Origin of the sequence: Neopusillimonas aromaticivorans (genome assembly GCF_030344915.1) — a bacterium.
Taxonomy (GTDB): domain Bacteria; phylum Pseudomonadota; class Gammaproteobacteria; order Burkholderiales; family Burkholderiaceae_B; genus Neopusillimonas; species Neopusillimonas aromaticivorans.
Window position 1 is genome coordinate 1,047,095 of the sequence record NZ_CP128233.1, and the last position, 24,729, is coordinate 1,071,823.

30 protein-coding genes and 4 pseudogenes are annotated in these 24,729 nt (G+C 56.8%); 22 read left to right on the forward strand and 12 right to left on the reverse strand.

All coding sequences use genetic code 11. The annotated features are described in order from the left end of the window. Positions 1–187: 187 nt before the first annotated feature. Both N7E01_RS05565 and N7E01_RS05570 read left to right on the forward strand, forming a co-directional pair. Complete coding sequence (locus N7E01_RS05565; protein ID WP_289174877.1) at positions 188–457, forward strand: ribbon-helix-helix domain-containing protein; 270 nt, start codon at positions 188–190, stop codon at positions 455–457. Continuing rightward, positions 444–812, forward strand: coding sequence for a type II toxin-antitoxin system RelE/ParE family toxin (locus tag N7E01_RS05570; RefSeq protein ID WP_289174878.1), 369 nt, complete (start codon positions 444–446; stop codon positions 810–812). The genes N7E01_RS05565 and N7E01_RS05570 overlap by 14 nt, the downstream gene beginning before the upstream one ends. Before the next feature lie 265 nt (positions 813–1,077). On the opposite strand, the gene N7E01_RS05575 is transcribed toward N7E01_RS05570, so the two are convergent. Further along, positions 1,078–1,770: a nitroreductase gene (locus N7E01_RS05575; protein ID WP_289174879.1), complete on the reverse strand. Its 693-nt coding sequence runs from the start codon at positions 1,768–1,770 to the stop codon at positions 1,078–1,080. A gap of 199 nt (positions 1,771–1,969) precedes the next feature. Here N7E01_RS05575 and N7E01_RS05580 point away from each other — a divergent pair, with 199 nt between their 5' ends. The 3 genes from N7E01_RS05580 (at position 1,970) to N7E01_RS18475 (ending at position 3,024) form a co-directional block, all read left to right on the forward strand. Beyond that, positions 1,970–2,278 (forward strand): type II toxin-antitoxin system RelE/ParE family toxin, encoded by a 309-nt coding sequence (locus N7E01_RS05580; RefSeq protein WP_289174880.1) that lies wholly within the window; start codon positions 1,970–1,972, stop codon positions 2,276–2,278. A 2-nt stretch (positions 2,279–2,280) separates the two neighbouring features. Beyond that, positions 2,281–2,592 (forward strand): addiction module antidote protein, encoded by a 312-nt coding sequence (locus N7E01_RS05585; protein WP_289174881.1) that lies wholly within the window; start codon positions 2,281–2,283, stop codon positions 2,590–2,592. Between the two features lie 147 nt (positions 2,593–2,739). After that, complete coding sequence (locus N7E01_RS18475; RefSeq protein ID WP_350495003.1) at positions 2,740–3,024, forward strand: helix-turn-helix domain-containing transcriptional regulator; 285 nt, start codon at positions 2,740–2,742, stop codon at positions 3,022–3,024. A 7-nt stretch (positions 3,025–3,031) separates the two neighbouring features. Here N7E01_RS18475 and N7E01_RS18480 read toward each other — a convergent pair. From N7E01_RS18480 to N7E01_RS05605, 5 genes and pseudogenes are all read right to left on the reverse strand, one after another. Further along, positions 3,032–3,379: pseudogene (locus tag N7E01_RS18480) on the reverse strand (OST-HTH/LOTUS domain-containing protein); the annotation flags it as partial. Further along, the gene (locus tag N7E01_RS18485; RefSeq protein ID WP_350494950.1) at positions 3,310–3,711 is read right to left on the reverse strand and encodes an NYN domain-containing protein; all 402 of its coding nucleotides are present in this window, start codon (positions 3,709–3,711) and stop codon (positions 3,310–3,312) included. The gene N7E01_RS18485 and the pseudogene N7E01_RS18480, both read right to left, overlap by 70 nt. Positions 3,712–3,809: 98 nt before the next feature. After that, positions 3,810–4,124: an NIPSNAP family protein gene (locus tag N7E01_RS05595; RefSeq protein WP_289174882.1), complete on the reverse strand. Its 315-nt coding sequence runs from the start codon at positions 4,122–4,124 to the stop codon at positions 3,810–3,812. A 71-nt stretch (positions 4,125–4,195) separates the two neighbouring features. Next, on the reverse strand, positions 4,196–4,732 hold the full coding sequence (locus tag N7E01_RS05600; RefSeq protein ID WP_289174883.1) for a DUF2058 domain-containing protein: 537 nt from the start codon (positions 4,730–4,732) through the stop codon (positions 4,196–4,198). Positions 4,733–4,747: 15 nt separating this feature from the next. Further along, positions 4,748–5,092, reverse strand: coding sequence for a zinc ribbon domain-containing protein YjdM (locus tag N7E01_RS05605; protein WP_289174884.1), 345 nt, complete (start codon positions 5,090–5,092; stop codon positions 4,748–4,750). A gap of 361 nt (positions 5,093–5,453) precedes the next feature. Here N7E01_RS05605 and N7E01_RS05610 point away from each other — a divergent pair, with 361 nt between their 5' ends. From N7E01_RS05610 to N7E01_RS05650, 10 genes and pseudogenes are all read left to right on the forward strand, one after another. After that, positions 5,454–5,804 carry a CocE/NonD family hydrolase gene (locus N7E01_RS05610; protein WP_289174885.1) on the forward strand — a complete coding sequence of 117 codons (351 nt, stop codon included), beginning with the start codon at positions 5,454–5,456 and terminating at the stop codon, positions 5,802–5,804. Continuing rightward, positions 5,732–6,358 carry a CocE/NonD family hydrolase gene (locus tag N7E01_RS05615; RefSeq protein ID WP_289175746.1) on the forward strand — a complete coding sequence of 209 codons (627 nt, stop codon included), beginning with the start codon at positions 5,732–5,734 and terminating at the stop codon, positions 6,356–6,358. Before N7E01_RS05610 ends, N7E01_RS05615 begins: the two co-directional genes overlap by 73 nt. After that, the gene (locus tag N7E01_RS05620; protein ID WP_289174886.1) at positions 6,309–7,397 is read left to right on the forward strand and encodes a CocE/NonD family hydrolase; all 1,089 of its coding nucleotides are present in this window, start codon (positions 6,309–6,311) and stop codon (positions 7,395–7,397) included. The genes N7E01_RS05615 and N7E01_RS05620 overlap by 50 nt, the downstream gene beginning before the upstream one ends. Then, on the forward strand, positions 7,384–7,536 hold the full coding sequence (locus N7E01_RS05625) for a hypothetical protein (RefSeq protein ID WP_289174887.1): 153 nt from the start codon (positions 7,384–7,386) through the stop codon (positions 7,534–7,536). Before N7E01_RS05620 ends, N7E01_RS05625 begins: the two co-directional genes overlap by 14 nt. 5 nt (positions 7,537–7,541) lie before the next feature. Next, positions 7,542–8,420, forward strand: a complete 879-nt coding sequence (locus N7E01_RS05630; RefSeq protein WP_289175747.1) for an alpha/beta hydrolase — start codon at positions 7,542–7,544, stop codon at positions 8,418–8,420. A 54-nt stretch (positions 8,421–8,474) separates the two neighbouring features. Continuing rightward, the gene (locus N7E01_RS05635; RefSeq protein WP_350494951.1) at positions 8,475–9,938 is read left to right on the forward strand and encodes a methyl-accepting chemotaxis protein; all 1,464 of its coding nucleotides are present in this window, start codon (positions 8,475–8,477) and stop codon (positions 9,936–9,938) included. After that, positions 9,887–10,390, forward strand: coding sequence for a methyl-accepting chemotaxis protein (locus N7E01_RS18490; RefSeq protein WP_350494952.1), 504 nt, complete (start codon positions 9,887–9,889; stop codon positions 10,388–10,390). The genes N7E01_RS05635 and N7E01_RS18490 overlap by 52 nt, the downstream gene beginning before the upstream one ends. 74 nt (positions 10,391–10,464) lie before the next feature. Continuing rightward, positions 10,465–11,358, forward strand: a complete 894-nt coding sequence (locus N7E01_RS05640; protein ID WP_289174888.1) for an HAD-IC family P-type ATPase — start codon at positions 10,465–10,467, stop codon at positions 11,356–11,358. Next, on the forward strand, positions 11,298–11,918 hold the full coding sequence (locus tag N7E01_RS05645) for an HAD-IC family P-type ATPase (RefSeq protein WP_289174889.1): 621 nt from the start codon (positions 11,298–11,300) through the stop codon (positions 11,916–11,918). Before N7E01_RS05640 ends, N7E01_RS05645 begins: the two co-directional genes overlap by 61 nt. Before the next feature lie 52 nt (positions 11,919–11,970). Further along, positions 11,971–13,136: pseudogene (locus tag N7E01_RS05650) on the forward strand (HAD-IC family P-type ATPase). 64 nt (positions 13,137–13,200) lie between these two features. Here N7E01_RS05650 and N7E01_RS05655 read toward each other — a convergent pair. Then, positions 13,201–14,292: a CNNM domain-containing protein gene (locus tag N7E01_RS05655; RefSeq protein ID WP_289174890.1), complete on the reverse strand. Its 1,092-nt coding sequence runs from the start codon at positions 14,290–14,292 to the stop codon at positions 13,201–13,203. Between the two features lie 301 nt (positions 14,293–14,593). Here N7E01_RS05655 and N7E01_RS05660 point away from each other — a divergent pair, with 301 nt between their 5' ends. The 3 genes from N7E01_RS05660 to N7E01_RS05670 are packed head-to-tail and all read left to right on the forward strand — an operon-like array spanning position 14,594 to position 16,526. Further along, positions 14,594–14,884: an imidazolonepropionase-like domain-containing protein gene (locus tag N7E01_RS05660; RefSeq protein ID WP_289174891.1), complete on the forward strand. Its 291-nt coding sequence runs from the start codon at positions 14,594–14,596 to the stop codon at positions 14,882–14,884. Continuing rightward, on the forward strand, positions 14,842–15,297 hold the full coding sequence (locus tag N7E01_RS05665; RefSeq protein WP_289174892.1) for an amidohydrolase family protein: 456 nt from the start codon (positions 14,842–14,844) through the stop codon (positions 15,295–15,297). The genes N7E01_RS05660 and N7E01_RS05665 overlap by 43 nt, the downstream gene beginning before the upstream one ends. Further along, the gene (locus N7E01_RS05670; RefSeq protein WP_289174893.1) at positions 15,294–16,526 is read left to right on the forward strand and encodes an amidohydrolase; all 1,233 of its coding nucleotides are present in this window, start codon (positions 15,294–15,296) and stop codon (positions 16,524–16,526) included. The genes N7E01_RS05665 and N7E01_RS05670 overlap by 4 nt, the downstream gene beginning before the upstream one ends. Here the strand turns inward: N7E01_RS05670 and N7E01_RS05675 are convergent. Next, on the reverse strand, positions 16,482–18,083 hold the full coding sequence (locus N7E01_RS05675) for a methyl-accepting chemotaxis protein (protein ID WP_289174894.1): 1,602 nt from the start codon (positions 18,081–18,083) through the stop codon (positions 16,482–16,484). The two genes, N7E01_RS05670 and N7E01_RS05675, sit on opposite strands and share 45 nt — an antisense overlap. Positions 18,084–18,370: 287 nt before the next feature. Between N7E01_RS05675 and N7E01_RS19305 the strand changes: the two genes are divergently transcribed. Further along, positions 18,371–18,595, forward strand: coding sequence for a MerR family transcriptional regulator (locus N7E01_RS19305; RefSeq protein ID WP_434089560.1), 225 nt, complete (start codon positions 18,371–18,373; stop codon positions 18,593–18,595). A gap of 88 nt (positions 18,596–18,683) precedes the next feature. Here N7E01_RS19305 and N7E01_RS05685 read toward each other — a convergent pair whose 3' ends face one another. After that, positions 18,684–20,003 (reverse strand): IS1380 family transposase, encoded by a 1,320-nt coding sequence (locus N7E01_RS05685; RefSeq protein ID WP_289174895.1) that lies wholly within the window; start codon positions 20,001–20,003, stop codon positions 18,684–18,686. 107 nt (positions 20,004–20,110) lie between these two features. Here N7E01_RS05685 and N7E01_RS05690 point away from each other — a divergent pair, with 107 nt between their 5' ends. Beyond that, positions 20,111–20,605, forward strand: coding sequence for a response regulator (locus N7E01_RS05690; RefSeq protein WP_289174896.1), 495 nt, complete (start codon positions 20,111–20,113; stop codon positions 20,603–20,605). Here the strand turns inward: N7E01_RS05690 and N7E01_RS05695 are convergent. From N7E01_RS05695 to N7E01_RS05700, 3 genes and pseudogenes are all read right to left on the reverse strand, one after another. Next, a complete protein-coding gene (locus N7E01_RS05695) occupies positions 20,602–21,369 on the reverse strand; it encodes an EAL domain-containing protein (RefSeq protein ID WP_289174897.1) in 768 nt (255 codons plus the stop codon). The two genes, N7E01_RS05690 and N7E01_RS05695, sit on opposite strands and share 4 nt — an antisense overlap. A gap of 111 nt (positions 21,370–21,480) precedes the next feature. Continuing rightward, positions 21,481–21,540, reverse strand: a pseudogene (locus N7E01_RS18495) (hypothetical protein); the annotation flags it as partial. Positions 21,541–21,572: 32 nt separating this feature from the next. Then, positions 21,573–22,316 (reverse strand): annotated as a pseudogene (locus tag N7E01_RS05700) (diguanylate cyclase domain-containing protein); the annotation flags it as partial. A 274-nt stretch (positions 22,317–22,590) separates the two neighbouring features. Here N7E01_RS05700 and N7E01_RS05705 point away from each other — a divergent pair. Continuing rightward, complete coding sequence (locus N7E01_RS05705; protein WP_289174899.1) at positions 22,591–23,013, forward strand: PDC sensor domain-containing protein; 423 nt, start codon at positions 22,591–22,593, stop codon at positions 23,011–23,013. 99 nt (positions 23,014–23,112) lie between these two features. Next, positions 23,113–24,729 carry an ATP-binding protein gene (locus N7E01_RS05710; protein ID WP_289175748.1) on the forward strand — a complete coding sequence of 539 codons (1,617 nt, stop codon included), beginning with the start codon at positions 23,113–23,115 and terminating at the stop codon, positions 24,727–24,729.

Consider the following 24,729-nt stretch of genomic DNA (forward strand, 5'->3'; position numbering starts at 1 on the left):
GCCCTCAAGACCAAAGCGTTACCATCTGGCTTGGCAAGCCTATCGGGAGGCACTGGCTGGCGACGCATCCGGGCGTGCGAACACGACCAGAGACAGGCTATCTGACACCATCACGGGCAATAGTTGCGACAAGATGACTCCAGTATGCGACAATATCCTCTCTTAGCTGACCTTCGAGGGGTTCGTCATGTCTGACCGCATCAACGCCCGTCTATCCCGACCCTTGGCCGAATTCGTGGATCGAATGGTCGGTGAAGCAGGCCTTTACGAAACGCCCAGCGAGTACGTTCGCGACCTGATCCGCCGCGACATGGAACGGCGCGATGGCCTGTTCGTGCAAGACGCTATCCTCACCGGTTACCGCGACTTGGCTGCGGGCCGCGCCTTTGTATCCAGCGGCAACTTCAAGGCAGACATGGCGGAGCTCGATCGCAAAGAAGCCAATGGCTGGCAATGACGCACCAGTGCCCGCCACGTTCCTCCTGACCCGGAATGCGGCCCTGGATTTGCGCCGCATCCACGCGCACTCGCGCCGCGAATGGGGTGAGGATGTTGCCGACCGCTACCTCACCGACCTTTACGCGGCCATGGGAAATACTGCGGCCAACCCGGAAAAGGGACGCCTTCGGCAGTACCGCTCGACCCCGTTCCTGATGGTTCCTGCGCGGCAGCACTTCGTCATCTATGATCTCGTGCCACAAGGTATCGCCGTGCTGACTGTCCAACATCAGGTGCGCGACATCGAAACCCTGATTGCCGAGCTGACCCCGACCTTCCATGCAGAAGTCGAACGTCTGAAGCGGAAAACCTGATCCTGACCAGTTACCGTCGGCTCGTTGCTGGAGACCGTAGCCGAAAGTCGGCACGGATTTCGCCAACTCATCGAATCCACGCCCTTACAGCCAATCCCTTACCATCCGCTTCGAGAACCAACGCAGCTTCGGTTCCCTCCTCCACCACCAAGAGTTTCGTACAAGAAGCCCATCTTTTCAGGTGGGCTTTTTGTTTTTTAATTCCATTACGGCCCGGGGCAGAAACCCAGCTTCTTGACCTTGCCTTCGTGATACGGTGAACGGCTTAGGGTTTGAACGTCACCCATTCCGACAGCGGTGCTCTTTCAGTGCGCAAAGTATTCTCCGGGGCATCAGGGTCAGCGTACCCCAAGGCCATACCGCAGATAACGGTCTCGTTTTCTGGCAACTCCAGGTCCTCGCTGATGATACGGTGAAATTGAAGAAAGGCAGCTTGCGCACACGTATCCAGGCCTCGCGCTTTGGCAGCCAACATGATGTTTTGAAGAAACATCCCGTAGTCAATCCAGCTACCCTGCTCCAGGGTCGTGTCAATCGTGAAGATCAGACCCACGGGGGCATCAAAAAATTGAAAATTTCGGGCATGTTGCTTGTGCATCCGTTCTGCATCACCTTTCTGAATATCCAGAAGCTTATAAAGCTCAATGCCCACTTTACGTCTGCGCTCGATGAACGGAGACAACCACTTTTTAGGGTAATAAGCGAAGGTTTCGGTATGGGTAGCCGCCTCTTCAGGGTCATCAAACGTGGCAACCAATCGTTCACTCAGGCGTTGCTTGCTGCTTCCTGTCAGTACCCAAACCTTCCAGGGCTGCATGTTCGTCCCGGACGGAGCCCGGGCGGCAATAGCCAGAATCTCTTCAATCAACTGCTTGGGTACCTCGGTAGAGAGAAAAGCACGACACGAGTAGCGGCTGTCGATGACAGCATCTACGATGGCTGGAATGTCTTTATTCATGATGAAGGAAGGTAAAAGCCAGGATCAGGAAAAGGAGTTAAATCGAATGACCTTATACCAATACGCTGTTGAGCGCAAAGCCAATTACACTTCAAGAGTCTCAAAATAAACGCCAAAACAGATCCAGACCTTTACCTCACTTTGCGTGTGTAATCGAGGCAAAGCTTGATGCCATGTATTCGATCAAATACAATTGGCTATGTACACGATAAAGTCTTTGCCGGAATTCGATGCATGGTTTGACAGTCTGAAAGACCCGACTACCCGCGCCCGCCTCATTCGCAGGCTTGAGAAAGCGGAACGAGGTCTCTTGGGCGATGTGGAGCCCGTCGGCGAAGGGGTCAACGAAATGCGCGAATTCTTCGGCCCAGGCTGGCGTATGTACTACATCGAACAGGGTGATGTGCTGATCGTCATGCTTGGCGGTGGCAGTAAGGTCACACAAACCCGTGACATCAAGCGAGCCAAAAAATTAGCCCGCACCCTGAGATACGACGAGAAAACTTAATCATGGACAAAAAGACAATCAAGGTCTCTGACCTCCCCAGCTTCGACCCCGCGCGCTACCTGCGCGACGATAAGGACATTGCGGCCTACCTGACCCAGATCATTGAGGAAGGCGACTCCGGGGAACTCGCCCATGCACTGGGGGTGGCCGCCCGTGCTCGGGGCATGACGCAAATTGCAGAGGCTGCCGGCATTGGCCGCGAATCGCTTTACAAGGCTCTACGGGCCGATGCCAGTCCACGCTTCGACACGATTGCCAAAGTATGCAAGGCGCTGGGCGTGCGTATCGTTGTTCAAGCCAAACACCCCGCCTGAGTTTTCCGCGACCACGAATCGCTACCTTTTGCACGCCTTCAGGCAACCGGACATCTATCGGTAGCCGAACAGCCTGGGTACGATTGTTGATGAAAACAGTTCTAATAGCCATAATGCCCTTCTCAAAAGGTATATCGCTCTGGAATGATGGCCAAGGAGCGACCAGCCGGCATTGGCCGCGAATCGCTTTACAAGGCTCTACGGGCCGATGCCAGCCCACGCTTCGACATGATCGCCAAAGTATGCAAGGCGCTGGGCGTGCGTATCGATGTTCGGGCCGAGCACCCGGCCCGAATTCAGCGCACCGCAATTTGCTTGCCCCAACCTTATTACATAAGCTACCCCCATTCACCCGCCGCTTGTACCTCACCATTAACTGGTTGCCGACCCTCTTTGTCTCGAACAAGTCAATGGCGCCAAAAAGATCGCTGAGTTTGGCGTAACCATAGTTCCGCGAATCAAAAGATGCCTGGTTGCCAATACGACTCCCAACAACGCCAAGTGGCGCCCACCCCTCTTCATTTTCCGAAGAAGCTACGGCGTTGCGCAACAAATTCATCAGTTTTGTATCGCCCTTTAGCGTATTACCGGAACGCTTGATTTGCCCGACGAGAGACGCCGCTTTTTCATCAGTCGCCCCATTTTGAGCTGGCTGCTGCAGCTCGGACTGATCAACAATGTTCAAGGGATCCAGATACACAAATCTTGAGCAGGCATTTACGAATGATTCTGGCGTTTTTCGCTCACCAAAACCAATGACCTGCTTGCCTTCAGCACGCACGCGCATAACCAGGGGGTAAAGTCACAATCAGACGAGACGATACAAAACACATCAACTGGCTTGTTGAACAATACATCCATGGCATCAACGGCCATTGCCATGTCGGTAGCGTTTTTTCCTTTGATCAAGTCGAACTGCTGAACTGGCTGAATTGCATGTTCATGCAACCCTTGGACCCACGCTTCCAGGTGTGGCTTTTTCCAATTACCGTAGGCCCTGCGGATTGAAACCGCCCCCAAGGAAGCCAGTTCTGCCAAAACACTTTCCAGCTTGCCATAAGGCGCATTGTCGGCATCAATAAACAGTGCGACATTGAGTTTCGAAGTCATATCAGCCATAACGCATCTTCTCGCCAATTGAAAGTCTCAGGCTACTGCTGACGATAGCTACCACGCAGCCAGCGTCCCACAATTAGCTTTTGAACGACGCTGTCTTTTTATTGAATCGGCGAAAAACCCACGGGCTTGAGAATGCGCGAATTCTGAACATCAATCAAGTCGGTGACTTTGTCCAGAAAAGTCTGCCACTGCGGATCAGCCATCATGGTTGAACGTGCCCGGTCACGCTCGTCCAGGCTGTCATAGCCCCAGAGTGCCACGACATGATTCAGCTCACCGATGTCACTGGTGAAGTAGCCCAGGAATTTACCCAGATACTTTTTCTGCAAAGGTAGGCCGTATGTTTCATACGTCGAGACAAACGTTAAAAGACAGCCTGGCTTGATACGGTAATCGCGTTCTTCTATAAACATGGAGCCCCCTCATTTTTTAATCGGTGTTACGCGTGCTGAACGAGCGGCGCATTGATCGTCAGGTTCATAAATCACCACATCAGGTCATCGGGGATCTTGTAGTCAGCATAGGGGTCGTCCTCGTCGGGACGGGCCTCTGGTTTTTTCACGCGAACGACAACTGACGGGTCGCGCTCGGCAATTTTGTCGGCGACAACCTTGGGCACCAGCTCGGTGGCATCCCCCAGCCGGACAATAACCAGCTGCCCTGCAGCCAGTTGCGACCGCACCGCAGCAGACACATGGATGCGCTCGATTTTTGTTCCAAACGTAAAGTTATAAGCGATATCGCCGCCGCCCCTGCCCTGGCGACTTTGTTGCACCATCTGCACGATCTGTGCCTGAATCGCCTTTGCCCTGGCTTGCGCATCGCGTTTTGCATTAAGCTCGCGCACGGCGTCGCGCTGCTTTTGCTGCGCCTCAAGCGCTGCCTGCCGCGCCTCGTCGACGAGTGGCTCACCCGTACGACGCGCAGCCTTCTTCTGCTGGCTTTTATCCTGGTGGACCTTCTTGGCCTTTTTCTGGTCAACCAGACCGGCTTTCAAAAACTGTTCTTGCAACGAAACCATCTTGATACCCTGTGATTACAGTGCTTTACGAACAAATTCGGACTTCAGCTGCATGGCGCCGAACCCGTCGATCTTGCAGTCGATGTCGTGATCACCGTCGATCAGACGAATGTTCTTGACCTTGGTGCCGACTTTAATCACACCGCCAGACCCCTTGAGTTTCAGGTCTTTAACGACAGTTACCGTGTCGCCATCGGCCAGGACATTACCCGCTGCATCGCGATACACCTTGTCTTGCGAGGCCTCGGGTACGGCATCCTGTGCACTCCATTCGTGCGCGCACTCGGGGCATACATACACAATGCCATCTTCGTAGGTATAGACCGACTGGCATCGGGGGCAAGGGGGCAATTCACTCATGAGGGGTCTCCATTAAATCTGCAGCGACTGGCTAAATGACAAGACCCCATTGTATTCTCTGGCTGCGAAGACCAACGACCCCTGGGCGAGCCTCAGGCCGCCATGTCCATGGGCTTGCTGACACGAGACCCTGGAACCAGTCCTGCCTGCGCCAGGATCTGGCCCCACCAACACCACCGTTTCCCAAACGGGCAAAACCCGTAAACCACATAAAAACCGGAGCAAAAGAATGTCTTGGAAATCCCGTAGCCTGGAAAAGCTGGCGGTATGTCTTTTTATCGCGTGCAGTTTGTTCGCCCGCCCGGCCAATGCCACCCCGCCAGCAGACACCTCGTACTACGGGTTTTCTCTGGAAAATGACATGCTTGAAATGAAAGACGGCGTGCAGGTGGCCGTCACGTACTACCGTCCGATCGCCAGGACACCTGGGGAAACGTTTCCGGTCATTATGGAAATGGTGCCTTATCGCAAAGATGACTTTTTCGCGTTGGGCGATTATGAGTATGGTGCCTGGTTTGCAAAACGGGGCTATGTGGTTGCCCGGGTCGATGTCCGCGGCACCGGCGGCAGCACCGGCCCGATTCCCCCAGCGAATATTCTGAAGCCGAAATTTCGGATGCCGAAGAACTGGTCGACCAGCTGTCAAAGAAAAGCTGGTCCAATGGCAAGGTCGGGATGTACGGCATTTCCTGGAGCGCATTCAACGCCCTGATGACGGCTCACAGAAAGCCACCGGCCTTGAAAGCCATTATCGCCGCACATGGTTCAACCGACCTGTTTTACAACGATGTGCACTATATTGACGGCGCCTTGCACATCGACTCTTACGCACACCAGATCGACACCGATAACTCGATGCCGCAAAGCCCTGACTACCGCATTGATGAGGCGTATTTCCAGAATCGCTTCGACAAAGAGCCGTGGCTGTTCACCTGGCTGCGCCAACAGAAAGACGGCGACTTCTGGCGCAAGGAATCCGTCAAATTCAAGGCACCTCTGGAAGTGCCTGCCTATCTGATCGGCGGGTTGCTCGACGGCTACCGCGACTTCGTCATGGAAGTGAGCCAGTCGACAAAGGCGCCGTTCATTGCAGAGATCGGGCCCTGGAACCACGCCTGGCCCGAATACGGCGAGCCTGGTCCGAACTATGAATGGCGCCAAAGAGCGTTGCGCTGGTGGGATTACTGGCTCAAAGACATCGACAACGGCATCCTGGATGAACCCCGCTGGACCGTTTTCATGCGGACAGGGCACCCCCGCCACTGATCTGCCGACAGTGCCCGGCAATTGGTACTGCGACAAACAGGGCCCGAACAGCAGCACGCCACACCGCCTTTACCCGCAAGCAACACAACAACTGGGCATGGCCCCCGCGGCGCAGGAATCTGTTCAAAGTCTGGCTTACCATGCCGGGGCCGGAATGGCTGCCGGTGGCTGGTGGGGTGAACAGACGGGTGATATGGCCGCAGACGACGCCTACAGCCTTGTGTACGAATCTGCGCCGCTGACCGAAGCCATGGACATTATGGGCATGCCAAAAGTGCTGCTGCGTGTTGCCGCCGACGCTCCGTTCTATCAATGGTCTGTCCGTCTGGAAGACGTGGCCCCGGATGGCAAAGTGTCGCTGGTCAGCGGTGCCATCATCAACCCGTCGCAGCGCAATTCACGGCTTGAGCCTGAGGCACTGACGCCCGGCGTGCCCGTGACCCTGACGACAGCAATTCACTTCACTACATGGCGTTTCAAGCCGGGCCACCGCATTCGTCTGGCAGTATCAAATGCACAGTTTCCCATGATATGGCCCAGCCCCACCGCAGGCACCACGCGTCTTTTTTCAGGCCAGGCCAGCTGGATCGAGCTACCGGTTGTGCCCGCAGAAAACGAAACCCGTACGGCCTGCACGTTGCCGCCCCCAGACGTCAACGATGTCGCACCTTTTGGCAAGGAACTGGAAAAGAACGGCCCGGTGTTCAAAAGTGTACGTAACGAGGAAACCGGTCAGTCAACGTTCTCGACAAGCAGCAACATCCGCTGGGCCATCAATAACAACACCTATCAGTCCAGCGAATCGTACCGATGGGACGTCAACGACGCCGCGCCAGCCAATGCCAGCTACCAGGGCGAGCGCAGAAACACCTTCACGATCGCAGGCAATGAAATAGATCTCTCGACCCGCGCCCTGATCGAGTCGGACAGTTCACATTTTCACGTCACCTTCACCAAGACCTTGCGTCAGAACGGCGATCTGGTCAGGAAAAAACGTGGACGGATAGCATTCCGCGGATGTACCAATGAGTCTAGTTGAACGAAACCGGAGCCGTTCAGGCACCTTGCCGCAGGCCCTGGCCGCCTGGCTTGAAGCTGTCAACACCATCGCCGCGCAGGCCGCAGCCAACGGCGTGCAGCCCACCCCGACACCGCCCGCCAGGCACTGGCGGGGTTGACGCGCATGTACGGCGGGCAGGGGCCGGAACTGGCCGAAGTCAATGATGTCCGGCTGGCCGGATGCCCGGACATTCCGCTGCGGTTGTACGGCCCCTGCACCAAAAAGGGCCCAGATACTGGGGCTGCGCATGAGCCCGGAGCACACGGGCCGTTGCTGGTCTATCTGCACGGCGGGGGCCACATGGCGGGCAGCATTGATGTGTACGATCCGATCGTGCGGCGCGTCGCCTGGCATACGGGCTGTCGCACCCTCGCAGTCGAGTATCGGCTGGCTCCGGAGCATCCGTATCCGCACGGCCTGAACGACTGCCTGGCCGTGCTTCGTGCGCTTTCGGGTGGGGCTGAAGGGTCGCGACTGGATTCGCACCAGGGCATCATGCCACTGGATGCCCACCAAGGCATCATTCTTGCGGGTGATTCAGGTGGCGGCGCAATGGCGGCAACGTTGACGGCGCAGTCAGTCACTGACAGCACGTTAACTATCACAGGGCAAATCCTGGTCTACCCAAGCCTGGACTACACCCTGGAACATCCCTCGACTCAGTCCATGGGTCGAGGCTACCTTCTGGAAACAGACCGTATCCGCTGGTATTTTGACAATTATTTTCAGCATGACGAATGTCGCATAGCCGCCTCGCCACTGAACATGCCTGCGACCGGGCTGCCTCCGACCCTGCTATTTACCGGTGGATTTTGCCCGCTTCGCGATGAAGGTTACGCCTACGCCGACCACTTGCGGAAAAATGCGGTCGCCTGCCAGCACGAAAATTTTCCGGACATGATCCACGCCTGGTTGAATATCCACAACCTGGTGCCAGACGCCTGCGAATTGACATACGCCGTGATGGGGCAGTGGATAAAAGCCATGATTACAGAAAGCTGAATGCAGTAACATGGCGTTTCTCCTCCTGGCCAGGGCTTCTCACGAGAAAACGTCATGCTCAACAATTTAAAGCTTCTTCACAAATTCATCATTCTCGGGCTTGTCGCCTTGGTCATGACCGCGTTACCGACTGCACTGTACGTGCAAAAAGCCGTGTCGGAAATCGGGATCTCACGGGATGAGTCCCGTGCAATGGCCCCGCTGATGGCGGTGCAAAAAGTCATCCAGTATGCGCAGCAGCACCGGGGCCTGTCGTCGGGCATGTTGTCGGGCAATTCGGCCATGCGCGAACGGCGTCCCGCCGTCAGGGACAACGTCAACAGCGCAATTTCCGGGGTAGACGCCGCACTGTCACAAGTTCAGCCACCCGAACGCCTGATGACCGAATGGACGCAGCAAAAGCAGCGCTGGCAAGCGCTTGAGACCAAGGTGGCCGCCGGCGAACTGACTGCTGCTCAAAGCACGGCCCAGCACACCGCCTGGATCAAAACCCTCTTCAAACTGAACGACACCATGCTTGACGAGTTCGGCTTGTCGCGTGACCCTGATCTGGCGTCATCCCTGTTGATCCGGGCCACCTTTGTCGAAGCGCCCTGGCTGACCGAAAAACTGGGCATCATGCGTGCCATGGGCAGCGGTTTCCTGACCCAGAAGAATCTGCCACCGCAAAGCAAAGGGGCCATCATTGCACTGCGCGACAGCGCCAACGACTTTCTGAACGATATGGCCGGACATGTCGTACGGGCAGGTCGGCTTGAACCGGCAATCCAGACCTCGCTTGACCGCAGCGCACAATCGGTCAATGCCCAGGTCAGCCAGACGATTGCCCTGGCCGATCAGCAACTGATCAATGCCGAAACACTGGCGTTCCCGGCCACGGACTACTTCGACGACTTCACCCGATCGATTGATGCGGTTTACCAGTTCAGCGGTCAGGCCATGGGCGTACTGGATGCCGCGCTGAATGACCGCGTCGACGCCCTGACCAGCCGCCTTTACCTGGTGCTTGGCGTTCTGACGCTGGGTATGCTGTTGGCAACGGCCTTAACGGCCGTCTTTGTGCGCAGCATTACTATACCGCTGGGTGAGGCCGTTGAAATCGCCCAGTCTGTGGCCAACGGCGACCTGACCCGCCGTCCACTGCAACATGGCCGCAACGAAATCGGAATTCTTATGGCGGCCTTGACCAAAATGCAAACACAGCTGAAGCAACTGGTCACCACGGTACGCGCCGATGCCGACGGTGTCGCCACGGCCAGCATGCAAATCGCGCAAGGCAACAGCGACCTGGCCGCGCGCACCGAGCAGGAAGCCGCAGCACTGGTTGAAACATCAGCCGCCATGGCTCAGTTGAACAGCCACGTACAGGAAAATGCACGGCATGCTCGCGAGGCCGATGCAATGGCCCACCAGGCCCGTGAGGTCGCCGTAAAGGGGGACAAGTGGTGTCAACCGTGGTGGGGACCATGCGCGACATCAACACCGCATCGGCCAAGATCGCCGACATTATCGGCCTGATCGACAGTATTGCCTTTCAAACCAATATCCTGGCACTGAACGCAGCCGTCGAAGCTGCCCGCGCGGGTGAGCAGGGCAAGGGCTTTGCCGTCGTGGCCGCCGAGGTACGCAGCCTGGCCGCACGCTCGGCGGAAGCGGCCAAAGAAATCAGCGGCCTGATCAATGACAGCGTCACGCGCATGCATCAGGGCACCGCACTGGCTGACGAGGCCGGGCACACGATGGAAGACGTCGTAGAGACAATCAAACGTGTCACCGCCATCATGAGTGATATCAGCGCCGCCAGCGCCGCCCAGAGCACCAGCGTCAACGAGGTGGGATTGGCCGTGGCCCAAATGGAAGAGGGAACCCAGCAGAATGCCGCCCTGGTCGAAGAGGCCGCCGCAGCCGCACGAAGCCTCAACCATGAAGCAGCCCAACTGGTGCGCGCTGTGTCTGTCTTCAAGACGTAACTCGCACACCCGAAAATCGGGGGCTTGTTCGTTGCCCCCTGAAATGAATTTCGTGCAAGGATGAACGACTATCGATGACTAAAAATACACCGGCCCCTGTCGAAAACGCCCATTCCTTCAGCACAGAAAGCGTCCTGACGCAGCTCGAGGCCCAGCACACGGGCCTGAGCACAGAGGAGTCCAGACGTCGCCTGGATCGTATTGGCCCCAATCGTCTGCCGGAACCACCCACAGACGGCCTTCTGAAACGCTTTTTCAAGCATTTCAACGATGTCCTTATCTATATCTTGCTGGCGGCAGCAACCATTACAGCCGTACTGGAACACTGGGTGGATACCGGCGTCATTGTCGGTGTCGTAGTCATCAACGCCATCATCGGTTTCATTCAGGAAGGCAAGGCTGAAGCCGCGCTTGAGGGCATTCGCAACATGCTGTCGCCTCATGCCCAGGCCAAACGTGATGGCCAATGGAACGAAATTGACGCCGGCGCCCTTGTACCCGGCGATATCGTCCGACTACGTTCGGGCGACAGGGTACCCGCCGATATCCGGCTGATCGAAACCAACAACCTTCGCATTGAAGAGTCCGCACTGACCGGCGAGTCGGAGCCCTGCGACAAAAACACTCTGGCCGTTGCCCCACAGGCCGGCGTCGGTGACCGAACCTGCATGGCATTTTCGGGAACGCTGGTGGCTGCCGGTCGGGGGCTGGGTGTCGTTACGGCCACAGGCTCACACACTGAAATCGGCCACATCAACCGCATGATGTCTGAAGTCCAGACCGTACAAACACCGCTTACCCGGCAAATGGCCGAATTCAGTAAAACCCTGTCGATGGTCATTGTGGCCTTGGCCGCGATGATGCTGATCATTGGTTTTGCATTTCATGACTACCCCTGGCGGACGTGTTGTTCGCAGCCATCGGTTTCGCCGTTGCCGCCATTCCCGAGGGCTTGCCTGCCATCATGACCATCACCCTGGCGCTCGGCGTGCAACGCATGGCCCGTCGCAAGGCGATCACCCGCAAACTGACCGCAGTCGAAACGCTGGGTTCAGTCACGGTCATTTGTTCTGACAAAACGGGCACACTGACCAAGAACGAGATGACGGCACGTTATGTTGTAACGCGTGGCGGTGTGTACGAAATCAGCGGAACAGGCTATATCCCTGAGGGTGACATTACCCTCGATGGCAACACGGTCGCCGTCTACGATCATGGCCATCTGCTGGCGGTCATCGAAGTGGTTGCCGTTGCCAATGACACGTACATCGTCAAAGACGGTGGACAATGGAGGGTCGCCGGCGAACCTACCGAAGGCGCCCTGCGTACCCTGGCGCACAAAGCAGGCTTTGATGCAGACGCCCATACGCGTCACGCCAGCATTCCGTTCGAATCAGCCAACAAGTTCATGGCCACCCTGAACAGCCACCCGCAGGGTGGACGCCGCATTCTGCTTAAGGGGCTCCTGACCGGCTGCTTGATCGCTGCGACTACGAAATGGGCGCCGATGCACAGCCCAAGCCCTTGATCGCCAGTTCTGGGAATACCACATTGATCGCCTGAGCGCCGATGGCTTGCGCGTGCTGGCCGCCGCAACGCGCGATGTGCCTGACGACAAAGCTGACCTGAGCCTGGATGATGTGGGACGTGGCATGACGTTCCTGGGCTTGATTGGCATCATTGACCCACCCCGCCCCGAAGCTATCGAGGCTATCCGGTCGTGCCACTCTGCCGGCATTCGCGTCAAAATGATTACCGGCGATCACGCAGGCACAGCGCGCGCCATTGGCATTGAAATGGGTTTGGGCAACAGCGAAACGTTGACGGTCTTGACCGGAGCCGATATTGAGTCGGCCACCGACGAGGCGCTCGAGCAGATGGCCCAGAACTGCGACATTTTTGCGCGCACCAGCCCGGAACACAAGCTGCGCCTGGTCAAGGCCTTGCAAGCTCGTGGCGAGGTCGTTGCCATGACCGGTGATGGCGTCAACGACGCCCCGGCACTCAAGCGCGCCGACGTCGGTGTAGCCATGGGTATAAAGGGTACTGAAGCCACCAAAGAAGCGGCCGAAATTGTACTGGCCGATGACAATTTTTCGTCAATCGAGCGGGCCGTTGAAGAGGGTCGTACCATTTACGACAACCTTCGCAAAGCCATATTGTTCATTCTGCCGACCAACGGTGCTCAAGGCCTGGTCATGCTGGCCGCCATTGTGTTCGGGCTGGTCCTGCCCCTGACACCGGCGCAGATTCTATGGGTGAACATGGTCATTGCCGTTACGCTGGCGCTTGCTCTGGCCTTTGAGCCCACCGAACCCGGGGTCATGCAGCGCCCCCACGCGAACCGGGAGCGTCATTGATCGACCGTATCCTGGTCATGCGCCTGGGACTTGTTTCAGTGCTGATTGGCGGGGCGACCATGGCCACGTTTGAATACGAACTGGCTGTTGGCATGACCACGGAAGAGGCCCGCACCATGGCGGTCAATACCCTGGTTATCGGGCAGGCGTTTTACCTGTTCAATGCGCGTTTCCTGACCGAATCCAGCCTGCACATCAAACACCTGTTTTCAAATCGTGTTGCCCTGCTTGCCGTAGCCACACTAGCCATATTGCAACTGGGCTTTGTCTACCTGCCTGTCATGAATACTGCTTTTGGCACAGCACCACTGGCACTGCGTCACTGGTTGCTGCCCATGGCTATCGGCGCACTGATCTTTCTGGTGATCGAGGGGAAAAAGCACTGACGCGTCACAACAGCCAAAGAAAACACGCGTAGACCATTGCGCCACATATCGGCGCAATGGTCTGTTAGTTACCCGGATCACCGGCGTCCGGGTCAAACCGGATGCCCATGCGCTCGGCACGCTTGGCCCAAAGACGGCGTGCCAGCTTTTGCATGTCGTCGACCTTGTCACCCTCGTCGATAATTTCGATACCCAACAGGGTTTCAACAACATCTTCAAGCGTAACCAGGCCTTTGGTGTCGCCATATTCACCGACCACCAATGCAACGTGCTGTCGCTCTTCAAGCAGGGTTTCCATCAGGCGTGACAACGGTGTTTTATCAAGAATGGCCACGATATCACGGCGAAAGTCAGACAGCGGACGCTCGCTCTGCCCCTGTCCTTTGGCAACCAGCAAATCTTCGCGCAACACAAACCCAACCACGTTGTCGAGATCAGTGCCATAAATGGGCAAGCGCGAAAAGTGGGCTTTGACCGGGTCATCCAGCGCTTCGTCAACCGTCAGGTCCTTTTGTAAGGCCGACACCACAATACGCGGCGTCATCACAGTACTGGCTTCGACCGACTTGAACAAAAACAGATTACGAATGATCTTGGACTCGCGTTCGTTGATCAAGCCCTGTTCCTTGCCAATACTGGCCATGGCCACGAACTCGTCACGACTGAAGTCATTCAGCTTTTTCCCGCCGGAAATCAGTTTGGTCAGCTTTTCTGAAACCACGATGAGCGGATACATGCTCTTGATCAGCATATTGACGAAAACACCGGTCATGCCAGCCAGCTGACGCCAGTACACCGCACCCAGCGTTTTAGGCAGAATTTCTGACAAGAACAGAATCAGCAACGTCATTACCGCTGAAAACACGCCAAACCAGGCACTGCCAAAGACGACTGTTGCTTTTGAGCCCGCACCAATGGCCCCCACGGTGTGAGCAATCGTATTGACCGTCAGAATCGCCGCCAGCGACTGATCAATCTTGTCTTCTTTAAGGCGCCTTAGCTGCTCGGCCTTTTTGGGGTTGGCCGCCTTGAGATTGGCGATGTAGGACGGCGTAATGCTGAGTAACGTGGCTTCGGCAATCGAGCACAGGAAGGAAAACAGCAAGGCAAGCACAACATAGAGCAGCAACAAAAAAGCATCACCGCCGAAAGACACGCCACTTGCAAGTGTAGATACGGTTTCTGATAACGAACTGGGACTGTCCATAAAACACCGGGCACAACCCGGAAAGCTCCTGCAATAAGGGCCAATAATAGTAGGGGTCGTTCAGCTTCCTGTCAACTTTCAAGACTTAACGGCTAACTGTTGCCAACAGCCAACCGAAGCTTTAATTCATCACATTGAGTTTTTTGAGACTTTTGAGACTGACATATGACCCTTCAGGCATGGCACAGTGCCGTCTTATTACATTTTTTATTACAAAATCGGGACGCATTTTACCCACTGGAGACCTTGCATGAGCCTACGATATCCGTTCAAACTGGCTGCGTTAAGCCTTGCCCTGCTTGCAGGCCAGTCAGCCATCGCTGCAGAACTGGCCGACACGATCTGGACGGGAGGCCCCATCCTTACCATAAACGATGTCAAACCCAAAGCCGAGGCCGTCGCCGTGCGGGACGGGAAAATACTTGCTGTCGGCACACTGTCTGAACTCAAGGCCCACCAGGGGAAAACACCCAGACCATCGACCTGCAGGGCAAAACCATGCTGCCCGGCTTTGTCGATGCCCACGGGCATGCCTTCATGATTGGCCTGCAGGCCATCTCTGCCAATCTGCTGGCACCACCCGATGGCAAAGTCACCAGCATCAAGGATTTGCAGCAAACCCTTCAAGCCTGGTCAAAAGATCACGCCAGCACCGAAAAAAGTATTGGTCTGATCCTGGGGTTTGGCTACGACGACGCGCAACTGGCCGAGCAGCGCCACCCGACCCGAGACGACCTGGATGCTGTTTCCAAAGACACGCCCGTACTGATCATCCACCAGTCCGGACATATCGGCGTGATGAACAGCAAGGCCCTGGAACTGGCGGGGATCACCTCCGACAACAAGAACCCTGCGGGAGGCGTCATCCGGCGTGAAAGCGGTTCAACCACCCCGAATGGCGTACTCGAAGAGGCCGCATTTTTAATTCACTGGCCAAACAGTTTCAACACATGACCACCGAGCAGGCACAGGCACTGTTTGTTGCCGGCACCAAGTTGCTGGCGAGCTACGGCTACACCACCGGCCAGGAAGGCCGTGCCACCTCGACCATTGTGCCGTTCATGGAACAGGCAGCCGCTGCCGGCAAAATACCTATCGATGTCGTCGCCTATGTCGACGTTTTGCAAGACCGCGACTTCATCGCAAAAACAGCACGTCGTGACTATAAAAACGGGTTCAGGGTCGGAGGCGCCAAACTGACCATCGACGGTTCGCCGCAAGGTTTCACCGCATTTCGTGACCGCCCCTACTACAAGCCACCCGTTGGTTATCGCGCCGATTACCTCGGGTACTCTGCAGCCAACGCCGAACAGGTGTTTGACGCTATCGACTGGGCGTTCACCAACAACATCCAGATCCTGACCCACGCAAATGGCGAGGGCGCTTCCGACATGCTGCTGGCAGCCATCAAGACAGCCCGCGAAAAGCATAGTGATGCTGACAGGCGTGCTGTACTGATTCACGGGCAATTCCTGCGCAAAGATCAGATTGCCACCCTCGACGAGCTGGATATTTTTCCGTCACTGTTCCCGATGCACACGTTTTACTGGGGTGACTGGCACCGCGACCGCACGGTCGGCCCAGTCAATGCCGACAACATTTCTCCAACCGGATGGGTACGTGAACGCGGCATGAAATTCTCGAGCCACCACGATGCCCCGGTCGCCTTCCCTGACTCGATGCGTGTGCTGTCTGCAACGGTTACGCGTCGCACGCGCTCGGGTGACATTCTGGGGCCGGACCAGCGCGTCGACGTTATGACCGCCCTGAAAGCCATGACCCTTTGGCCCGCATGGCAGCATTTTGAAGAAAGCACCAAAGGCTCGATTGAACCTGGAAAAATCGCTGACTTCGTCATTCTTTCAGAAGACCCGACCGCTATTGACCCGGAAAAACTGGCCAACGTAAAAGTGGCCCAGACCGTCAAGAAAGGCAAGGTCATCTTCACGCGTGACGAAACCAAACCACAGGCGTCAATCGACCCGACCGTAGCCATGGGTGATGTCATGACGAAAATGCTGGCCGGCTGGCAAACCCATGCTCAGAAGATCGGGCATGTTCACGGCCATGGGCCAGAACTGCTGATGGAGGCCATGCTGACAGGGCTGGCCCGAACCACGCCCCGCCAGAACCAAAGGTCAGACCTGAACTTCGATGGCCAGTTCTCGGCCCTGCGAATGTGACCTGAAGGCCGCCACAGCATGGGTCAGGAATTCAGTCTGGGCCTTCAGGTCGCGTACCGCTTGGGCAAATTCCTGCACCTGCATGGCGTTATGCTGAACGGTCTGGTCCATGTCATTCACGGCCTGGCTGATCTGACCGATACCTAACGACTGCTCTTGGGTAGCACTGCTGATTTCACTCATCAATGTGCCTACCTGGTTAGCCGCCCGAATCACGTTCTGAATGGCCTGCTCAGCCCGCGTTACAACATGCATGCCATCATCGACTTCCCGGGTCGTATGTTCAACCAGCCCCTCAATCTCTTTGGCGGCGTCAGAGCTGCGGGCGGCAAGACTGCGCACCTCGGCAGCCACAACCGCAAAACCTTTGCCCTGGTCCCCCGCCCGTGCCGCCTCTATCGAGGCATTGATGGCCAGAATATTGGTTTGGAACGCGATGCTGTCAATCATGGAAATGATGTCTTTCATCCTCGACGAGCTTTCAGAAATCTGGCGCATGCGCGTCACGACAGCATTCATCTGCTCGCTGGCCTTGCCGACCTCGGCCACCGTCGTGCGCGCAACCGCACTGGCATCCTGAGCGTGTTGCGTGTTGTTATGAACCGTCGTGGAAATTTGCTCCATGCTGGCAGCGGTTTGTTGCAGAGCCGCTGCCTGACTGTCGGTACGCGTAGCCAGATCTTCATTGCTGTGCGCAATAGAGGCAACTGCAGGGTAAACCTGGCCGATACCGGCATGAACATCACGTACGATACTGAGCAGCCCCTTTTTCATCGAGTCAAGCGCACCCGTCAGACGGGATATATCGCCACTGACATCGGTCGGGAGCTCGGCGGTCAGATTGCCCGCAGCAATCTGGAATGTGAATGTTTTCAGCGCCAGCAAGTGTTTGCGGCTGGTGCGGTGCTCCCACCAGGGCACCAAGGCAAAAACAGCGAAACCAAACGCTAACGCCCCTAAATGAAACGCCTGCCCGAACCAGGTACCGTCGAAGGCGGCCATATCGATAATTGTGACAAGAAATAGCAGCAACGCCAGCCATTCGAGTGCAAAAGCGCCCCAGGACGTATCCCCAAGGCCTGCCCAGAACCGGGCAAACGGCAAATTTCTTCGCAGAACCAGACCATTCTTGACGGTATAACGGGTTTCGCCCCGGTTGAGGCTGTCATAGGCCTGCTGGGCCAATGCCACCTCGTGGCGTGATGGCTTCACGCGCATGGAACCGTATCCCACCACCCGCTCGCCTTCCCGAATAGGCACAACATTGGCCCGCACCCAGTAATGATCACCGTTCTTGCGGCGGTTCTTGACGATACCGCTCCAGATACCACCGGCCTGGATGGTTGCCCAAAAGTCGGCGTACGCCGCTTCAGGCATGTCGGGATGACGCACCAGATTGTGCTCTTGACCAATAAGCTCGTGTAATGTGAACCCGCTAACCTCGACAAAGGCCGGGTTGGCGTAGGTGATGTTGCCGCGCAGGTCAGTGCGCGAGATCAGCAACTGGTTATCGTCAAAATCGTATTCGTGCTGTGAAACAGGTTGGTTGACGCGCATGTTTTTCCTGGAGGACGCCGGTTACGAAAACTGTTTATTGATGTGTTTTTATCAATTTTATCAATTTGAATTGATAAAACCTTTGATCAAACGCAATACCTGCTTCTTTTAAGACGCTATTTTAAAAAAATGAATTTTTGATAGAAACATCACTAAAATCAACTATAAAAATAAAAATAGTGTAATTTCTGAAGTTTGTACGAAACTCCGGGTGATAGAATCAGAACTCGTCTTGTTTTTTCCGGGTCAGCCCTTCATTACGCTCAATACAATTTTTGGCCTAATTCATGAACGCACCAGGTGGTCAAGTCATCTCTACCCGCGAAGCGGCCGACCGTCTCGGCGTGTCAGTACGCACGGTGCAGCTCTGGGTTGAGTCCGGCGTGCTCGATGCCTGGAAAACACCCGGTGGTCACCGGCGTATTCCACTAGCCCGGACTTTTCATCAGCCAAGTGATCCGAGCGTTTTTTGGCCGCTCTGGCTGGAGTCGTTCGCAGCGAAGACAAGATGATGGCGCGGATGGTGTTTTTGATGCCACAGGCGCAATTGCCCCAACCCCCATGGCTTTATAGCGTGCCGGGGACAGCACTTTTTCAGAACTACGGGGCCATGGCGTGTGCCGCGTGGGCGAACACGTGGCGCAAGGGATGGTGTGAGGCCAACAGGATTCGAACGCGCCGGGTATTGCGCACGATGGCCGCCCCGATCTTGAACAGTCGCACGCGGATGGTGGCGGCGCTGGCCCGTTCCAGTTCTGTGCCGCGCAAGGCCAATTCGCGCAGGCGCTGCATCAGGGTGTAGGCCAGCGCAGCCAGCAGCAGCCGGAATTGGTTAGCCGCAAATCGGTGGCAACTGGCGCGGGTGCCGAACAGGTCGAGCTGAGCTTCCTTGATGCGGTTCTCGGCCTCACCCCGGGCACAATACAGCTGGTCGTACAGCTGTACCGCATCGGCCTCAGAACCCGCAATGTTGGTGACGACGAAGCGCGGGTTCACGCCCTGGGCGCCGTATTCCAAGCGGGTGAGTACGCGTCGCGGTCGGTTCCAGGAGGCGGCCGCATAGATGAATTCGCTGACCAGGCGCTGTTTGGACCCGGTGCGTCGGTAGTCACGCTCGAGTACCTGTTCGGCCAGTTTTACACGCGCCTGAAGGCGGGTGTTGCGAGCCAGGCCGATGATGTACTGCACATTGGCCCGTTCGCACCAGCGCAGCAGCCGCTGACGACAGAACCCGGAGTCGCCCCGGATGATGATCTTCACCTGCGGCCAGACTTGACGCAGCCGCGTCACCAGCAGCCGCAGCACGGCCGACGCATGCCGGGCACCATCAATGCGGCTGGGTCGCAGCAGGCAGGCCAGCATCGACTGGCCGCAGAACACGTACAGCGGCAGGTAGCAGTGGTGGTCGTAATAGGCATGGAACTGTTTGAGTTCCTGTTCACCATGTAACGGGATATCCGAGGCGTCGACATCCAGAATCAACTCTTGGGGTGGGCTGGCAAAGCTGGCAATGAAGTGCTCGACCAGAACCTGATGCAGCGCCCGGGCATCGGCGCGGCTGGCACCGGTCTCGAGCCGACTGAGTGTGGGCGAGCTGGCCAGTGTCTGATCGCGCCCGACGGCCGTTTGCATCAACAGGTCCGAGCGCAGCGTGTCGTGATCGTTCAGGTCTTCGTAGCCGCAGCACAGGCCATACAGGCGCTGGGCGATGAGATCGCGCAGGCGGTGGCGAATCCGACCCCCGGCACGCCGATCGGTCAGGGCCTTGGCGGCCAGACGCGACAAACCGGTGCGTGCATCAATCTGTCGCAACAGCATCAGCCCGCCATCGGAACTGAGGTCTCCACCCTGGAAATTGGCCTGCAAATGACGGCGTCCAAGGCGCCCAAAGTTCAGCTCTTCAGTGGTACGATTTGGCATCGGCGCTACCTTCCCAAAATCTTGTTTCGCACCTCGATTTTATGCGGGCTTAAAGGTATGCGCCGATTCCTTTTGGTGAAATTTCCGGGCTAGAGTCCGTCGAGCTTATGCTGCAGCAACGCAATGGGCCTGGCACCACCTACACACCCGACACAGGGGCCGCCCTGCCCCGGAACCAGGCGCTTCGGGTTCTGGTCGTCGAAGATGACCCGCACTTGCAGGAAATTTACAAACTGGTTATTAGCAGTCTGCCCTTTACTGTCGAACTGGAAACCGCCGACGATGGTTATGGCGGCCTGATCAAAGCTGGTTCGAAGCGGCCTCATGTCATCATTGCCGACCTGATGCTGCCCGGCATGGATGGTTTCAGGATGATCAGATCTTTGCTCGACATGCCGGAAACCCGATCAACCACGATTTACGTCATTTCAGCCCTGACCTCTGCAGAAATTCAGGAGCGTGGTGGGCTGCCGGAAGGGGTACAAGCCATTGTCAAACCTGCTCCGCTGGCCCTTGTGATGCGCCTTCTATCCGACGAGCAGCGCAAATTGTCAGAGGCATCAGCCAGTGGCGGGGCACAGAGCCCACCACTAAACCCTTAACCCTTCGCCGCAAGGCTGGCCTTGACCTGACCCGCCAGGGCATCGACCTGCACCGGCCTGGCAAAGTAATACCCCTGCCCCTGGTCACAACCCATGGCCGCCAGAGCCTTGGCCTGTGCAGCAGTTTCGATCCCTTCGGCAACCGTACGGATTTTCATGGCCTTGGCCAGCGCCAGAATCATGTCCACAATGGCTTTCTGTTCAGGAGCTCCGGTCACACCGTCCGTGAAGCTCTTGTCAATCTTCAGATAATCGAACTCAAGACCATTGAGTGAGCCGAGCGACGAAAACCCGGTGCCAAAATCATCGAGCGAGAAGGTAAGACCTTCAACCTTGAGTGCCGCCATGATCGAACGTGCCCGACCAAAGTCGTTGACCAGCACACTTTCTGTCAGTTCAAGGTCAAGCCGGCTGCCGGGAAGGCCCGTCGCGGCCAGCGCATCGATCACCTGACGGGTAAAACCAGGCGCAAAGAACTGGTGGGCACTGATATTGATGGAGACCGGCACATCAAGTGTGCCCTTTTCACGCAACGACTGTACGGCCTGGCAGGCGCGAACCAGCATGGAGAACGTCCAGTTTCCGATAAGACCGGAACTTTCCGCCACCGGAATAAACTCGACAGGCGACACCGCACCCAGCAATGGGTCAACCCAGCGCATCAACGCTTCCATGCCAACCGGCTTTTGCGTGACCAGATCCGTTTTGAGTTGATAGACAAAATCGAGCTCGGAGCCGACACGGGCGGTTCTGAGCCGCTGCATCAAGAGCGAGCGGCGGGCAGCCTCTCGAGCGAATTCCGGGTCATAGTGTACCCACCGGGTGGTCGTTTGCGCCTTGGCACGGTACATTGCCAGATCGGCATGATGCAACAACGTCTCGGCAGTTTCTGCGTCTTCGGGATAAAGTGCACAACCCATCTTGCAGTCGACCATAACGTGAAAGGCGTCATACACCAGGGCTCGTTGATCGCGGCAGCCAGCCGTGAAGCATGCTCGTTCAGGTCGAACCGCGAGGCCACCTGAGGCAACAGCACCACGAACTCGTCCCCGCCGGCACGCCCCAGCAAAACCCCGTCCTCATTGAAAAGGCCCTTCAGACGTGCAGCAAACGCGGCCAGCACCTGATCACCGACACGATGGCCAAACTGATCATTGACTTGCTTGAATCCGGTGAGATCGACATACAAAAGACCCAGCATCGGATACTTTCCAGAGCCCGTAAACTGGCTGAGCTGATGAAAAAACGCATCGCGATTCAGGCAACCCGTCAGACGATCGTAAGCGGCCAGATGGGCGGCACGCTGCTGCAAGGCAACCCGGGCAGAAATGTCGTGACACACCCCGACATAGACATGATCACCATCGAGGTCCCCTTCGCCCAGGCTAAGATGCATGGGAAAAACCTCGCCGTTCTTGCGCAAACCGAAGACATCACGCCCACGACCCAGCACTTTGGGCAGACCGGATTGCTGGTAGGCCTTGATGTAGCCGTCGTGCAGGCGGGCGTCGGTTTCAGGCATGAGCATCTTGACGTTGTTGCCCACCATTTCGCTGGCAGCATACCCGAACACCTGCTCGGCGGCCCGATTGACCGCCAGAATGCACGCCTGGCTGTCAATGATGACCACAGCATCGGCAACGGCGTCCAGCAATGCCCGCACCACCCCGACAGAACTTTCGTGTATCAGTTGATTGATGGCCTTGTTCATTGAGTTCGGGCGATGGCAAGCGCACCCAGGCAGGAGAAATGGTTTATCATATTTTTCATTTTAATTGTAAATTTGCGTGTTGTTTTTAAATCTACTGCACGGCACAAACCAGGGAATGACGGCGTTTCAAATAATAACCTTTGAAACGGGACAACGGTTGAAAATGATGTTGCGGCAACCCATCAACATCCCCCAGCAAGCACATCAAAAGTTACAATAAAGTATTAAATTTTCGTTTTTCAGCTGGAATCCATCCGGGTGATGGCTAAACACAATGACATTACTGCCTGGTATGCGTCTGAAGGCCCCAATCCGTATCCGCTTGCATATCGTCGTGTTGCTTGCAGGAGTTTGGCTGGCTGTTGCCGGGTTCCTGACCTGGGACTACCACCAGGAACTGCAATCGGGCGCACGCCAATCGGCAACACTCAGCAAGTCGCTTGCAACGCACGCCGAACAGGTGCTGGATGACGCCGAACGGCTCGGTCACATCATTGAGGAAACCGTACGCACCTACGGCATCAACGCCACGCTTCACTCCTTCCTGCCGTCACAAAATACGGAACAGCAGCTCATCCTGCAGCTGTCACTGGTAGACACCTCCGGACGCCTGCGCTCTTCCACCACACCGGACTTCCAGGCGATTGATCTGTCTGACCGTGAACACATCAAGACCCATCTGAACAACGAAGCCTAGGGGCTGTTCATCAGCAAGCCACTGATCGGGCGGGCCAGTGGCCGGCCGTCAGTACAACTAAGCCGGGCCATTCGCGACACGAGCGGCGCATTGCTGGGGGTGCTGGTCATTTCCATTGATCCAGCCCAGCTGACCGAGCGCTATCGCAAGCTCAATATCGGGTCCAACGGGCTGATTGCCCTGGTGGGCACGCTTGACGGTGTGGTGCGACTGGTCCGCAGCACGAACCGCATTCCGGGAATTGAGCCAGGCACCATCAGCCCTGCGCTGCTGAATTGGGCCAATCTCGGGGCTGCCAGTGAAAAAACCGTCACTGCGCCACCGTCAGCCACCGCAGACGCTTCGCCCCCGGCTGCCCAGGCCTTTCAAACCGAAGCCTTGCTGCTCAGCGGCACCAAGGTACCGCGTTATCCTCTGGCCGTCGTGGTTGGCCTGTCACGGGATGAGCAGCTTGCGCCTTATCATCTGCGCAAAACCGTACTGATCGGGGCCACATTGATCCTGACCCTGTTCGCCTTCATTGGCGAATTTCGTCAAGCCCGCCTGGTACGCCACGCGGAAGAATCCGACTATCAATTGTCACAGGCTCTGCGCAAGGTTCTGGCGCGTGAACGTCGCGTTGCCGACCTCTTTCGGGCCATCCCCGACCCCGCAATTGCATTTGCCCGCGACAGTCATCGTGTCACTGGCTTTAATCCACCGATGCTGCGCCTGACCCGAATGGATGCCACGACCATTGAAGGCGCAGATCTGGATACCTTTACCCGGGGCGTTTTTGCGGCCGATGTCAGCCCCGACCGCGACGAACGCATGGCTGCCCTGCGCGGTACCCTTGAAGACGCCTTGCGCCTGGGCCCCGAAGACGACGCCAGATGCTTTGACATCCAGATCGATACCCCGGCCCCTCTTGTTTACGAAGTGCGCATTGAACCCATGGACGACGAGCCCTCGGGCATGCTGGTTTTGCTGCGCAACATTACAGCCCAGCATCGGCTGGAACGGATGACCAACGACTTTGCCGCTACCGCAGCACACGAAATGCGCACGCCGCTGGCTTCTATCCTTGGGTTCAGTGAGCTGTTGGCTGCCGGCCTGATTTCCGAGAACGAACGGCCCAAAATTGCCGAACAAATCTACCGTCGCGCCAAGAGCATGTCAGAACTGGTCAACGACCTGCTGACCCTGACCCGTCTTGAAACAGGCAAAGGCGGGGGCCAATTCACTGCCTTTGACCTGCGCACCATCATTGAGCCTCTGTTACGCCAGATACCCGACGCAGCGCCCTCGTTGACGCTGGATATCCCCCCGACGCCGGTTCCCGTTATGGGCAATGTCTTTGAGCTGGTTACCGCACTTCGAAATGCCGTTGAGAACGCGTTCAAATACGGTGCCCCCGAAAAAGGCATCGCGCTTCGCCTGTGGGCCGATAACGAACATGGCCAGGCACGGCTGGTGGTAGCCGACCAGGGGCCGGGCATCGCAGACGACGATATCCATCGCGTTTTCAAACGGTTTGTACGGCTGGAAGCGGGCGGAAACCTTGAGGGGTCAGGCCTGGGCCTGCCACTGGTTCGCGGCGTTCTGCAGCACCACAAGGGGTGGGCCTGGGCGGAATCAGCACCTGGTGAAGGTTTCAAACTGCACATAGCTTTGCCGCTGTACGCAGGGTTGCCTTCATCAACCACCATCCCTGCATCACCAGACCCCGCAAACTGA

Bases quoted from the DNA above. Each gene is read 5' to 3' on its own strand.
- N7E01_RS05660 (WP_289174891.1), top strand. From the start codon at position 14,594: ATGAGCCTACGATATCCGTTCAAACTGGCTGCGTTAAGCCTTGCCCTG.
- N7E01_RS05600 (WP_289174883.1), bottom strand. From the start codon at position 4,732: ATGGTTTCGTTGCAAGAACAGTTTTTGAAAGCCGGTCTGGTTGACCAG.
- N7E01_RS05685 (WP_289174895.1), bottom strand. From the start codon at position 20,003: ATGCCAAATCGTACCACTGAAGAGCTGAACTTTGGGCGCCTTGGACGC.
- N7E01_RS18475 (WP_350495003.1), top strand. From the start codon at position 2,740: ATGGCCAAGGAGCGACCAGCCGGCATTGGCCGCGAATCGCTTTACAAG.
- N7E01_RS05630 (WP_289175747.1), top strand. From the start codon at position 7,542: ATGTACGGCGGGCAGGGGCCGGAACTGGCCGAAGTCAATGATGTCCGG.
- N7E01_RS18490 (WP_350494952.1), top strand. From the start codon at position 9,887: ATGCGCGACATCAACACCGCATCGGCCAAGATCGCCGACATTATCGGC.
- N7E01_RS05705 (WP_289174899.1), top strand. From the start codon at position 22,591: ATGACATTACTGCCTGGTATGCGTCTGAAGGCCCCAATCCGTATCCGC.
- N7E01_RS05640 (WP_289174888.1), top strand. From the start codon at position 10,465: ATGACTAAAAATACACCGGCCCCTGTCGAAAACGCCCATTCCTTCAGC.
- N7E01_RS18485 (WP_350494950.1), bottom strand. From the start codon at position 3,711: ATGGCTGATATGACTTCGAAACTCAATGTCGCACTGTTTATTGATGCC.
- N7E01_RS05575 (WP_289174879.1), bottom strand. From the start codon at position 1,770: ATGAATAAAGACATTCCAGCCATCGTAGATGCTGTCATCGACAGCCGC.
- N7E01_RS05580 (WP_289174880.1), top strand. From the start codon at position 1,970: ATGTACACGATAAAGTCTTTGCCGGAATTCGATGCATGGTTTGACAGT.
- N7E01_RS05670 (WP_289174893.1), top strand. From the start codon at position 15,294: ATGACCACCGAGCAGGCACAGGCACTGTTTGTTGCCGGCACCAAGTTG.
- N7E01_RS05665 (WP_289174892.1), top strand. From the start codon at position 14,842: ATGCTGCCCGGCTTTGTCGATGCCCACGGGCATGCCTTCATGATTGGC.
- N7E01_RS05635 (WP_350494951.1), top strand. From the start codon at position 8,475: ATGCTCAACAATTTAAAGCTTCTTCACAAATTCATCATTCTCGGGCTT.
- N7E01_RS05695 (WP_289174897.1), bottom strand. From the start codon at position 21,369: ATGCAGCGGCTCAGAACCGCCCGTGTCGGCTCCGAGCTCGATTTTGTC.
- N7E01_RS05675 (WP_289174894.1), bottom strand. From the start codon at position 18,083: ATGCGCGTCAACCAACCTGTTTCACAGCACGAATACGATTTTGACGAT.
- N7E01_RS05605 (WP_289174884.1), bottom strand. From the start codon at position 5,092: ATGAGTGAATTGCCCCCTTGCCCCCGATGCCAGTCGGTCTATACCTAC.
- N7E01_RS05570 (WP_289174878.1), top strand. From the start codon at position 444: ATGGCTGGCAATGACGCACCAGTGCCCGCCACGTTCCTCCTGACCCGG.
- N7E01_RS05620 (WP_289174886.1), top strand. From the start codon at position 6,309: ATGAACCCCGCTGGACCGTTTTCATGCGGACAGGGCACCCCCGCCACT.
- N7E01_RS05595 (WP_289174882.1), bottom strand. From the start codon at position 4,124: ATGTTTATAGAAGAACGCGATTACCGTATCAAGCCAGGCTGTCTTTTA.
- N7E01_RS05625 (WP_289174887.1), top strand. From the start codon at position 7,384: ATGAGTCTAGTTGAACGAAACCGGAGCCGTTCAGGCACCTTGCCGCAG.
- N7E01_RS05690 (WP_289174896.1), top strand. From the start codon at position 20,111: ATGCTGCAGCAACGCAATGGGCCTGGCACCACCTACACACCCGACACA.
- N7E01_RS19305 (WP_434089560.1), top strand. From the start codon at position 18,371: ATGAACGCACCAGGTGGTCAAGTCATCTCTACCCGCGAAGCGGCCGAC.
- N7E01_RS05565 (WP_289174877.1), top strand. From the start codon at position 188: ATGTCTGACCGCATCAACGCCCGTCTATCCCGACCCTTGGCCGAATTC.
- N7E01_RS05585 (WP_289174881.1), top strand. From the start codon at position 2,281: ATGGACAAAAAGACAATCAAGGTCTCTGACCTCCCCAGCTTCGACCCC.
- N7E01_RS05610 (WP_289174885.1), top strand. From the start codon at position 5,454: ATGCTTGAAATGAAAGACGGCGTGCAGGTGGCCGTCACGTACTACCGT.